This is a genomic window from Bacteroides sp. A1C1, from assembly GCF_004328515.1.
Lineage (GTDB): Bacteria > Bacteroidota > Bacteroidia > Bacteroidales > Bacteroidaceae > Bacteroides > Bacteroides uniformis.
In genome coordinates, this window is sequence record NZ_CP036491.1 from 1,852,964 (window position 1) to 1,865,548 (window position 12,585).

The 12,585-nt window shown below is 44.2% G+C and carries 8 protein-coding genes and 2 tRNA genes; 3 read left to right on the forward strand and 7 right to left on the reverse strand.

Annotated elements, in window-relative coordinates; genetic code table 11:
• Positions 1-243: 243 nt before the first annotated feature.
• The 5 genes from bglX to EYA81_RS07635 form a co-directional block, all read right to left on the reverse strand.
• Positions 244-2,535 (reverse strand): beta-glucosidase BglX, encoded by a 2,292-nt coding sequence (gene bglX, locus EYA81_RS07610; RefSeq protein ID WP_119961447.1) that lies wholly within the window; start codon positions 2,533-2,535, stop codon positions 244-246.
• Positions 2,536-2,702: 167 nt separating this feature from the next.
• Positions 2,703-5,537 carry a hypothetical protein gene (locus EYA81_RS07620; RefSeq protein WP_119961378.1) on the reverse strand — a complete coding sequence of 945 codons (2,835 nt, stop codon included), beginning with the start codon at positions 5,535-5,537 and terminating at the stop codon, positions 2,703-2,705.
• A gap of 117 nt (positions 5,538-5,654) precedes the next feature.
• Positions 5,655-7,055: a DUF5723 family protein gene (locus tag EYA81_RS07625; RefSeq protein ID WP_207389424.1), complete on the reverse strand. Its 1,401-nt coding sequence runs from the start codon at positions 7,053-7,055 to the stop codon at positions 5,655-5,657.
• A gap of 229 nt (positions 7,056-7,284) precedes the next feature.
• Entirely contained in the window at positions 7,285-8,976 is a 1,692-nt protein-coding gene (locus EYA81_RS07630; RefSeq protein WP_119961376.1) for a S41 family peptidase, read from the reverse strand.
• A gap of 22 nt (positions 8,977-8,998) precedes the next feature.
• The gene (locus tag EYA81_RS07635; RefSeq protein WP_119961375.1) at positions 8,999-9,982 is read right to left on the reverse strand and encodes an adenosine kinase; all 984 of its coding nucleotides are present in this window, start codon (positions 9,980-9,982) and stop codon (positions 8,999-9,001) included.
• Positions 9,983-10,063: 81 nt separating this feature from the next.
• Between EYA81_RS07635 and EYA81_RS07640 the strand changes: the two genes are divergently transcribed.
• The 3 genes from EYA81_RS07640 to EYA81_RS07650 all read left to right on the forward strand — a co-directional run bounded on the left by EYA81_RS07640 (position 10,064) and on the right by EYA81_RS07650 (position 11,024).
• A tRNA-Asn gene (locus EYA81_RS07640) sits at positions 10,064-10,137 on the forward strand.
• Positions 10,138-10,158: 21 nt separating this feature from the next.
• Positions 10,159-10,232: transfer RNA gene (locus tag EYA81_RS07645), tRNA-Asn, on the forward strand.
• 186 nt (positions 10,233-10,418) lie between these two features.
• Positions 10,419-11,024, forward strand: a complete 606-nt coding sequence (locus EYA81_RS07650; protein ID WP_119961374.1) for an outer membrane beta-barrel protein — start codon at positions 10,419-10,421, stop codon at positions 11,022-11,024.
• A gap of 1 nt (position 11,025) precedes the next feature.
• Here the strand turns inward: EYA81_RS07650 and EYA81_RS07655 are convergent, their stop codons facing one another.
• Together EYA81_RS07655 and EYA81_RS07660 are read right to left on the reverse strand one after the other, a co-directional pair.
• Positions 11,026-11,730, reverse strand: coding sequence for a ComF family protein (locus tag EYA81_RS07655; RefSeq protein ID WP_119961373.1), 705 nt, complete (start codon positions 11,728-11,730; stop codon positions 11,026-11,028).
• Between the two features lie 53 nt (positions 11,731-11,783).
• On the reverse strand, positions 11,784-12,581 hold the full coding sequence (locus EYA81_RS07660) for an inositol monophosphatase family protein (RefSeq protein WP_131225579.1): 798 nt from the start codon (positions 12,579-12,581) through the stop codon (positions 11,784-11,786).
• Positions 12,582-12,585: the final 4 nt, after the last annotated feature.

A 12,585-nucleotide genomic window follows, 5' to 3' on the forward strand; every position in this document is an offset into this window, starting at 1 on the left:
ATAGAAAAGCAAAGGGGGCTTTTATCCTATTCTGAAGTTTTTTATCCCATATTCAAGAACGTCATACCTTTCACTGCCTCAAAGCCGACCATAAGATTTCCATAACCGATTGCCATTATACGATAGATTATATATCAAGTAAAAACTGCAAAACGTTTGCAGTGAAGATGTAGACAATATGCAGCAACAATGCCATCTCAACGCAGTGGCTTGAATGCTGCATATTGCCGTCTTGAGAATCAGTTAGAGTAACTTGAACGCTGCTTTCTTTACGTCCTGGCTATTTCTGCCAATCATCACCTCAAAATCACCGGACTCGCATACAAAATCAAGATTGTAGTTGTAGAACTTCAGCAATTCGGGAGTAATCTTGAAAGATACTTTTTTAGATTCGCCGGCTTTCAGAAAAATCTTCTCAAAGCCTTTCAACTCTTTCACCGGACGGGTTACACTTCCCACAAGGTCACGAATATAAAGTTGAACCACTTCCGCACCGTCTCTCTTGCCGGTATTGGTCACAGTCACGGTAGCAGTCAGTTCGCCCTTATCCGTCATGCTAGTCTTGTCCAAAGCCACGTCGCTATAAGAGAATGTGGTATAGCTCAAGCCGAAACCAAAAGGATAAAGCGGTTCATTGTCTATGTCTATATAGTTGCTGCGGAATTTCTGGAACCATGCACCGTCGGCAAGAGGGCGTCCCGTGTTCTTGTGGTTGTAGAACAAAGGAATCTGTCCCACGTTCTTCGGGAAAGTCGTAGTCAGCTTCCCACTCGGATTCACATCACCAAACAGTACATCACCGATGGCAAAACCTGCCTCACTGCCTGCAAACCATACATTCAGAATGGCCGGCACGTTTGCCTGCTCCCAGTTCAGTACCAGCGGACGACCGGTAAACAGCACCAGTACCACTGGTTTTCCTGTTTTCAATAATTCTTGTAACAGCATGCGTTGGGTGTCGGTCATTTCAAGATTCGTGCGGCAACTGCTCTCTCCACTCATTTCCGAAGACTCACCGAGCGCAGCCACAATAACATCCGATTTGGCAGCCACAGCAAGAGCCTCGTCCAGCAACTCCTTGTCCGAACGATTGTCACGGTGTAAAGAACGTCCGAACATAGTGGCACGTTTCTCATATTCGGCATCACTCATCAAATTACAGCCTTTCGCAGTCAATATTTCGGCTTTATCGCCTGCTACCGCCTTCAAACCTTCAGCCAAAGAAGTTGCATTCTTCAATACAGCAGCCACACTCCAAGTACCCGGCATATTACTGCGGCTGTCTGCCAACGGACCTACCACAGCAATAGTGCCTTTTTTGGCCAGCGGAAGCACATTACCCTCGTTCTTCAGCAACACCAAACTCTCCGAAGCAATCTTACGCGCAACGGCACGATGCTCTTTGGTAAAGATTTGCTTCTTGGCACGCTTCACATCACAGTATTTATAAGGATTATCGAACAAGCCCAACTTGTACTTAGCTTCCAGAATACGGCGACAAGCCGCATTAATTACTTCTTCTGTCACTTTTCCTTCTGTCAATGACTTCTTGAGCGTACCTACAAATGCATCGCTCACCATATCCATATCCACACCTGCATTCAGTGCCAACGCGGCAACAGTCTGCGTATCGCCCATGCCATGGTCGGTCATTTCTGTAATTCCGGTATAATCTGTCACTACAAAACCGCCAAACCCCCACTGCTTACGCAATACATCCGTCATCAACCACTTGTTTCCAGTAGCGGGAATGCCATCGACCTCATTGAAAGAGGCCATCGCACTTCCCACACCGGCATCAACCGCCGCTTGATAGGGTAACATGTATTCATTGAACATGCGCTGATGACTCATATCTACTGTATTATAGTCACGTCCTGCCTCACCGGCACCATACAAGGCAAAATGCTTTACACAAGCCATAATCTCATCATTACGGCTCATATCTTTTCCCTGATAACCACGTACCATGGCCTGCGCAATGGCTGCTCCCAGAAACGGGTCTTCACCGTTGCCCTCGGACACACGCCCCCAACGGGCATCACGGCAAATATCCACCATCGGACTGAATGTCCAGCAAATACCGTCGGCACTGGACTCAATGGCTGCAATACGTGCCGATTCTTCAATCGCCTTCATATCCCATGTACACGACAATCCCAAAGGGATGGGAAACACCGTTTCATATCCATGAATAACATCCATACCAAATAAGAGAGGAATACCCAAACGACTTTCTTCAACCGCCTGCTTCTGTACATCGCGGATACGTTCCACGCCTTTCAGATTGAAAAGCCCGCCCACTTCACCGGCACGAATACGTTTGGCCACATTACTACTTTTAGCCTGACCGGTCGTAATCTCACCGGTAACCGGCAGATTCAACTGACCTATTTTCTCTTCCAGGGTCATCTTCTTCATTAAATCGTCGATGAAACGATTCATATCGACCGGAGATTTCTGCGCATACGCACTAACGGCAGTAAACACCAACAAGACTAAAAATGATTGTAACTTGAAAAGTAAATACTTCATGTCTTTCATGCTTTTAATTTATAGAAATATTATTTTGCTGCAAATAAAAGAAAAGCATACGACAACCTCCACATCCCGCACTACAACAAAAGTACACCCATCACTAAAAAACAAAAGAGGGAGTACAATATTAATACTTCCCCCATTAATATTCCACTGTAAAACAGTTATTTAAAATTTATAAGGAAATCAGTCAGACTTTCTTCCGGAAGCAGATTGAATTTCTTGCGCAACCGGTATCTTGCAGCATCAACCCCACGTGTAGAAATGTTGAGCAACTTCGCTATCTCCTTTGTCGGCATATTCAAGCGGAGCAATGCACAAAAGCGTAAATCTCCTGAAGTCAAATCAGTATATTGAAGTTTCAGGTTTCGGAAGAAATTTTCATGTATACGGTCAAAATTAGCTTGAAACATTATCCAGTTCTCTTCATCAGACACTATATTATTGTTGACCAAAACAAGAAGTTTATCCAAATTCTTACGACTATGCTGTCCGGACAACTTTTGCTTCTGTATCTCCTCTTTCAATGAAGTCAAAAACTCCTGATGAGCGATATTCATCATTACCACGCTGGACAATTCTTTACTTTTAAAACGCAAATCGGCCTCAAGCTGCTCCTTTTCCAACTCAATAATCTTCTTCTCTTGCCGTTCAAGCTCTGCCTGATGGACTACACGCTGCTGCTCAATCACACGGTCCTTCTTTTTCTTCACAAAGCGATAAACAATATATTGCAGCAAGGCCAGCAGGCACAACCCTATCAGAATGTAGCTTCCCACAGCCCAATAAGACAAATACCACGGAGACAAAATCTCAAAGGGAAACTCCACCGATGCCAAAACTCTACCAGTATCATATATCTCCGCCCGAAAAACATAACTTCCATAAGGAAGACGGGCATACTTTTTCTGCAAATTGCGTCCATCAGGTATCCACTGATCAGAATACCCTTCCAACCGGTATCTTACTTTATAAGTATAATCGTTATAAACCGGATAGCACAATGTAAAACTCACTGTATTAAACTCATGTTCGACCTTGACTCCCGACTGCACGACCAATGTCTTCCGTTTATCACTGAATTCCTCAGTAACCTGCATCTCTGAAATCCATAAAGAACGCCTGGTCTGAGATTTATATAACGAGGAACTATCTGTTTCAATACGGGCAATGGCATTATTCAAGCAAAGATAGGAATGATTATTTCTCTTGTCATAAACCACGCTTCCTCGTTCTTCCACAGCCAGACCGTCAAACAAAGAATATGGAATCCGAAGTTCGATATTGAAAGTATTTATCGCACACTTCACCAAAAACACAGTCCTGTCGCCCACAAACCAATAGTAATCTCCGTTCGCATGACTCACAGTCTTGATTCCTTTCAATTCCATCAATTGCTCATTCATTGTTTCATAAGGAACAATCGAATCAGTCATATCTTCGTAAGTATAGAAATATTCCCCATTAGAAAAAACTACCCGACCATTGATTTTGAACAAAGTAAAACTCCCACCTTTCACTTCTCCCAAGCTCTCATACTTCCGCACATCCTTTACCTGCTTCATATCCGAATCAATCCGAAAGCGATACAAACCATTCCTTAAATGTTTCGCCCAAATATTCCCTTGATGGTCCACTTCTATATGACGAATCATGTGGCTGAACCCACGTAAGGACCGAGTAAAGCAATACTCTCCCGAAGCAGTCTCCGTATATAAATTCAGAAGCGCATAAGCTCCCTCCAACAAAAAAGATTGTTCCTTCAATTCAATCTTTTCCATACACATCCCTCCTTTTACATCAGATACCAGCTTTGATTTCAGTCCTGATATAAAGAAAGTCCCCTTGTTGTGCCCGCAGAAAATCTGTTTTCCCCATTCATCGACGAACCACGCTTGTTCTTCCAAACCCGGAACTAATTCAGTCTTTCCATCCTTAAGCCAATAAAGTCCCTGATTAGAAGCAATATAAGCTTCATTTTCCCTTACCAAGACATCATATACCATGCCTATTTTACGAAATGGAGGTTCATAATAATAGATTAAAGAATTGTTGTGTATATAGGCAATACCTTCATCCAAAGCTGTCCATATATTGTTGTCATCATCACAATACAATCTCAAAACAGTATTGTTCTGTAGTTTATTATCCGTATTGACCTTCCAAATCAGCTTTCCCTTTTTATCCAACGCATATATGCCATCAGATATTGTGCCAACAACGTAGCAACTGTCTTTGGTCATCACCGCACGATTAATGGTATGCTTCCTGAATATATCATCACATTCAGTTTCCCATTTTTCTACCCTCCCATCTCGATACAGGAAACCTCCCTGATTACGGGTAAACATTAAAACCGCATCATCATAAGGGAGCCCGGCCAGGACATCACTATCTCCAAATGCTTTTCTGGGAATAAGTTCTTTCATTTCCCTACCGGCAAAGACATAAAGTCCGCCGTTTATTCTTTGAGAATAAAAAGTATTTCCAACCTGGAACAAATTCAGTGGAAGGTTCTTCATTCGAATACCTTCTACCGAATTTCCATTATAAAAAAAGAGAGAACCGAATGATTGAAATACAATTTCTCCTTGAACGCAAGCAATATCCCAGATTTCGTCATTATGAAACACAAAATCTTTCACCTTATTTTTCAATGAATGATATTGAAGAGTGTCATAAGGAGTACGGACAAAATAACCGAATTCTTCGTAAGAGCCTACATAAATTCTTCCATCTTCACTGATATATATAGCACGCACAATTCCTTTTGTCGGTAATTCATACAGCCGCCAAGCACTTCCATCAAATTCCAACAGCCCACTGTTATTACCGAAATACATCACTCCTCTTTCGTCCTGAGCAATGGCCCAATTCTGAATACCAGCATTATAATCCGACACTGAATAGCTCCTCACTATAGGAGAAAAAGGTATGGGTGAAGCTTGCAGCAAACTACTGAAAACCAAAAACAAGAGAAACGTTATTGCAATTCTCATGAGTACTGTTTATAGGTATTTACCAGCAAAGATAAAGCTTTTTGCGTTTTCGTAAAAACAAAATCGCAGATTATCCTCTTTTATAGAAAGATAACCCACGACAACTGACAACTCACTTTATAAGATTTCAGCAGCTTTCTGTTTTCCCAAAGGAATAGAAACACCCAAATAAGCATTGACATTCTTCGTATTCTTGCCAAAGAACATATAGTCTGTTCCCGCAAAGAAAGGCCCCAGTTTCAGTGCCAGACCGAAGGTTTTACCGGCTCCTTGAAGTACGGAATAGCTGGCAGCTACATTGAAAGCATTCGTCGGACGGATGCAGGCAGAGAAAGTCAGCTCATTCAAAGTTTTCGGCTTGGCAAAACGACCGGTATACAAGGCACCCACTACCAGCCAATCATTCAGCAAGGCATATTCAGCGCCAAGAACCATTGTAGAAGTCAATCCACGGGTACGGCTCTTCTCAGAAGCTTCCTCTGTCTTGAGCTGCAACATGTCATAGTTAAGAATCTCGCCGCTGTTCACAATATTTATGAACTCCTGCTGCGAGGCCGGGTCAAGAAGATCATAAGTCTGCTCTGCATTGGCTCGCGCTATACTGGTATTCGATTTAGACCATTTGATAAAGCCCAAATCAAGAACTGAAGCAGAAAGTGTCAATTTATCCAGTAACTTGTAAGATATTCCCAAATCAATAGCCCCACCATATCCGGCAAAACCGAAACTGCCAAAATCGATTTCATCGATATAATCACCATTCTCGTTCTCGGGAAGTTCTAACAGCTTTGACGAGTTCTCCAAAGTTGCATCCACTTGAATGGAAGCTTTACTCGTCACTCCTGAAGAGCCCACAGAAGGAGTTTCCACATGAATCTGGTTAATGTTCAGCTTTAAGTTACCGATACCCAGCAGCATCTTCACCTTACCGCCTACAGCCAGTCGGTCTGTTATATTCCTTGCAAAGCCAACGCCGACTTCTGCATAGGAATTTATCTCAAGCTTCTGTCCATTAATGGTTTCGTTAATGCCCAAATAGTCAGAAATATTGTCACCAAACTCCAGGCTACTCATGTTATTCATAAACTGGAACATGGTTTTCGGTATGGCAGCACCGATATCATTACGCAACCCCACATTGACTGACCAGAAGTTCTTTCCTTTATACCACCCGGCAGACAGAATGTCGGTACTCAAATTCACATTCAAGTTATTGATAGCATCCAGTCGGTTCATAAAGTCATTGCTCATGAAATAGTCGCTATCATCACTGTTCTCAATAATGTCCATAATATCCCTATACCCCAGGGAACTGGAGTTGACGGTAGCATTCAACGAACCTATCGCGGGAATATTCAGATAACCGCGTCCCGGCATCAAGGCCGGATTGAGCTGCATACGCTGGCTACTTCCTTCCATAAAGTAGGAAGTGCGCAGAAACTGGGCTTGTCCGGAAAGAGAGAAGCAAAGCAACAATACCACAGACAGCCATACTTTCAGAGAATTCAATCGTTTCATAACCTTGTCAATATTTTCATTATCACCTGCAAAAATATAAAACAAGTTAATACCCTACAAACAACTTAACCGAATAGCCGTGTATAAAAGGCTTATACAGAGACTATCCGGTATAAATTAAGGAGCAAATAAAAGAATCCTCTTAAGAATGCCCTTATACTATTTCATCATAAACATTCTCATTTGCTCTCGTAGCGGTACTCAGAAAAACCGGGGCTGCCTCCTTTCTTTATTGCAGAGACATTGACGTCACTGTCGGAGCACTCAACATTTCCTTGTATTTTGCCGGAGCAGTCAGTATCTTTACAGCCTCTTTCAAGTCATCATCATCTTTCAACTGCTGGATAATGCTTCCACGCTGGAAATAATAACGCTTGATGATTTCTACCGCAATCATGCTCTTGATGTCCTTGGAGAAATGGTCAAGGTCACGGTCCAGATTATGCGACAATTTTTTCTCCAGCGCTTCAAACTCTTTCGAAGCATCAGTCAGATAGCCCTCAAATTCGGCCATCTCCTTCAGGTTCTTCAGCATCTTCTCTGTCTGTTGGTCGTATTTGAAGTCCGCCTTCTTCACCATCGCCTTGAAGTCCGCATAATCGGCATCTGTAATTTCAAACTTCTCTGCTGAAGGGATGGTAGGATGTTTCAGGCAATAGTCCGTTGCATAATTGAAAATAAGATTGTCATTGACAAGATAGAACAGAATGTTGGGCAGCTTCTCCTGCTTCACCGCAATGTCCGGAGTCACGCCTCCGCCATCACGCACTTCACGTCCGGCAGCCGTATGGAACACGGTAGTAAGGCTGTCCGGAATACGTCCCACACTGCCGTCCTCATTCCGGTGCTTGTAGTCGATAGCCTGCACACAACGGCCGCTGGGAATATAATATTTAGAAGTCGTCAGCTTCATGGTACCACCGTATGGCAACGGACGGGTGGTCTGCACCAATCCCTTACCGAAAGTACGGTTACCGATAATGACCGCACGGTCAAGGTCCTGCAAAGAACCCGCAAGGATTTCTGACGAGGAAGCCGTTCCGCCATTGACCAGAACAGCCAAAGGAATTTCCAAATCCAACGGTTCACGCAACGTCTTGTAGGTATTGCTGGCTTGCTTAATCTTGCCCTTTGTCGTCACAAGTGTTTTTCCGCGAGGCAGAAAGAAATTGGCTATCTCTATGGACTCATCCAGCAAGCCGCCTCCATTATTACGCAGATCAATCACCAACGAAGTCATCCCCCGCTTCTTCAAGTCCAGAAAAGCCTGCTTGAACTCCTTGGAAGGATTTCCCGAGAAGGTGCTGAGATTGATATAACCTATATTATTATCCAGCACCGTATAATAAGGTATGAACGGCAATTGGATGGAACGGCGCACAATGTCGAAATCCAACGGTTTCTCTGTACCGGGACGTTGCACTTTCAGCTTGAAGCTGGTACCCACTTGTCCGCGAAGCATCTCGCTGACTTCCTGGTTGTTCTTTCCGGCAAGGTCTTTTCCGTCAATTTCCATCAAAATATCTCCGGCTTTCAGGCCTACATCGGCAGCAGGCATATTCTCGTATGGCTCAGATATCATGGAACGTTTCAGTTTCGGATTCCAAGTAATCACAGAACCTATACCACCATAGGAATTCTTCAGCATCTGCTCCAATTCGCTTTGGTCATCTTCCGGATAATACTCCGTGTAGGGATCCAGCGAGTAGAGCATGGCATCAATGCCTTCACGGATAGTCTTGTTCGGATCAATCGTATCCACGTAGAACATATCCAACTCTTTCACAATGGAATTGAATATATCCAGATTCTTTGCTATTTGGAAACTGCGGCTATCACCACTCTTAAACCCCCAAAAACAAACGGCTCCCGCTACAATCAGCAAGGTAACCATCCAGCGTATCTTTAAAATTCTTCTCATAATATGTCTATGTGATAATATGCTAATTAATTAATAAAATTTCTTCCTTGATTTTTTCCCATTGTGCTGCCTGAAGCTCCGTACCCACCACTTGTATCACATCTTTAGAGAGAAGGGAGCCTATCTTGCCACATTTCTCCAGCGAATAGCCACACGTCAGTCCATACAAGAAACCTGCTGCAAAATAGTCGCCCGCTCCTGTAGTGTCCACCACTTTCTCTACCGGAGCCGCTTGTACCTGCACCATCTCTGTACCTTTACGAATCAGAGAACCACGGGCACCCACCTTTACAATGGCTATGCTACACATTTTGGCAATGATGTCCAATGCTTCCTCCGGTTCCTTACCTGTAAAGGCCTTTGCCTCTTCTTCATTGGCAAAAACAATATCCACATATTTGTTGACCAACAGAGAGAAAAATTCAAGGTCTCCTTCTACTATATTGTAGCTCGCCATGTCCAAACATACTTGTAAACCGGCCTCTTTAGCCAGCTCAATGGCACGGAGAATCATATCATGGTCTTGCACCAGATACCCCTCTATAAACAAATAAGCATATCCTTTGAACATATCCAGCGAAAGATCTTCCGCCTTCAATGTAGAAGCCGCCCCCAAATAAGTGCCGAAAGTACGCTCTCCATCAGGAGAAATGAACGTAGAGGCTACACCGGACGGAAGGGTAGTGGAAAGCAATAAATCCGCCTCTGTCCCATGTTCCAGCAGACTATCCCGAAAAAAGTTACCGTAAAAATCATTGTTTACTTTTCCGATAAATCCCGTACCTGCACCAAGGCATGCCATTGCCCGAATCGCATTTCCGGCAGAACCTCCGTTAGCCAGATGTGTCTTTATCCGGCTGAAATATTCACTAATTTTCAAGAACTTATCTTCATCAATCAGAGTCATACTTCCTTTCGGGAGCTGCATCTCCGTCAAAATATTATCATCCTCAATGATTGCCAGTGCATCAACCAAAGCATTGCCCAACCCAATTATTTTATCCATCTTCGATATTTTTTTTGCAAAGATATTGCATATTTCAAAATATCCTATTACTTTTGCAGCGCATTTGAGAAAAAACAACATTCTTCCTTAGCTCAGTCGGTTAGAGCATCTGACTGTTAATCAGAGGGTCCTTGGTTCAAGTCCAAGAGGAAGAGCGAAAAAACTTGAATGCATATTCTTCCTTAGCTCAGTCGGTTAGAGCATCTGACTGTTAATCAGAGGGTCCTTGGTTCAAGTCCAAGAGGAAGAGCGAAAAGGTTCGTCAATCAGGCGAACCTTTTTTGTTTTCCCACATTATCCCACACAAAAGACAAACACTTCTATTTCATTTTCAAAGATTTAACATACATTTGCCAAATGTAAAGTAAGGAATTTCATAAAAGCACCTGTCTTTATTTATTAGAAAGACATATCTTAATCCAAGCACCAAACTACAATGAAAACTCTTTTATTCTTTTTAGTCATAGGATTCAACCTATGTACCGCAGGTAAAGCACAAACCTCTCTTGTTTCTGCGCGGGAAAAATTCCGCCACCATGAAATATCCGTCAGTTACGGCTTCCTCCCCATTACCGATGCTAATAGTATAGCCGAAGAGTTTATTGCTCCGACAGCAAGTTTTGGAATCTATACACGCGAGAAGACCAGCTATTACGGCGCTCTGAACATCAGTTATATTTATAGATTCAACCGCAAAATCAGCCTGGGCGTAACCGGAGGAATAACCGGTAATAGAGGAACGGCCAGTAGCCTTTATGAAGTTTTGGATGAAAACACCAAAGACAACCGAAGGTATCTGTATGTTCTTCCCACCTTCCGGTGGCACTGGTTTACCCGCCCCAAATTCTCTCTGTATACCTCAGCAGGGCTCGGTGCCTATTTCCTCCGGAACAGTTTTGGAGGAGAAGTCTTTCACAAGACAAAATTCTCTTATCAATTCAGTTTCCTAGGCATCGAATACGGAAGCCGGTTTGCCTTCTTCACAGAATTCGGAGTAGGATATACCGGAACAATCGTAGCAGGCGGCCGTTATCGTTTCTGACTTATGAGGCCGCCACCGCCAGTGTCAATACACTGATGCGCACGCCCTCCACTTCCTTGAGCGCATCGGCACAAGCCGTAGTGGTGGCACCGGTAGTCAATACGTCATCTATAATCAGTACATGCTTCCCTGCAAAAGCATCAGCACGACGCAGACAGAAGATACCGTCCACATTCTCCCACCGTTCATAAGAGGATTTACGGGTCTGCGTTTCCGTATGCTTCATACGGGCAACGGAAGCAGTATCTACGGGAATACCGGTGACAGCGGAAATGCCGCGAGCTATACATTCGCTCTGATTGTACCCGCGCATTTTCTGCTTACGCGGATGCAGAGGAACGGGGACAATGACATCCACATCACCGAAGAAACCGGCAGTCGACAACTCCGCCGCCATAAACCGCCCCATCACTTCGCCAAGGTCTTTCCTCCCTCCATATTTCAACTGATGGAGAATGCGGCGGAAATCACTCCCTTTATGGTAAAAGAAACAAGATGTGGCATATTCCAGAGGTATCTTCCCCCAAAACATACGTTCCACCGGATTGTCCTTACGAAGATGATAGTTTGTCCGGGGCATATCCATATTGCACTTCATGCAGATGCCCTCTTCACCCTCTTGCAAGATAGCACCACACACGGCACACTGACGCGGAAAGAAGAGATGGACAAAAGAAAAGAACCAGGTTTTAACTATGTTTTTCATCGTATAGTATTAAAAAAACGGCAACAGAGCAATACACTCCATCGCCTTGTTTGCTATAATGGCGAGACCTCACCTGCCAGCTTCAAGAACAACGGATGCAGCGGTCCGTTAGTGGCAATGATATGATGTCCGTCCAAAAAGGCGTCACTACCGCAAAAGTCAGTGACTCTTCCACCAGCCTCCAGCACCATCAGCGCAGCCGCAGAAAAGTCCCATTTGCCGATAAACGCCTCAAGCCAGGCATCAAAACGTCCGGCAGCCACATAGCAGATGGCAAGCGCAGCGGAACCGGTCATGCGGATGCCTGCCACACGCCCGTAAAGTTCATGAATCAAATGCTCACCGGTACGTGCATACCGGTCGGAATTATAAGGAAGTTCCGTCACTACAAAGGCATCCTCCACCTGCTGGACAGACGAGACCTCCATCCGTTCTCCATTCACATAAGCGCCACCTCCCTGCCAGGCATAAAAACATTCATCCCGGCAAGGGTCATAAACAACTCCCAGCAGCAGAGAATCTTTGTCGCGCAAAGCGATGCTGACACAATAGGGGGCATTATCATGAATATAATTCGTTGTCCCATCCAACGGGTCCACTACCCAACAGTAGGGTTCATCGTGATAGACAGCAGAACCTTCCTCAGCTATAAATCCAGCCTCGGGAAGAAGCTCCCGAAGCGCAGCCACCACCCGTCTCTCCGACTCCTTGTCTACATAAGAGACATAATCATGGGCTTGTTTCTTCTGTACCGCTTCCCGGCTGAAGTTTTTCCGCTCTTCTTTCAAGAAATATCCGGCTTCACGGGCTATGCAGCAGACAGACTCTGTCAATATCTTCAAATCCTCCATTTCT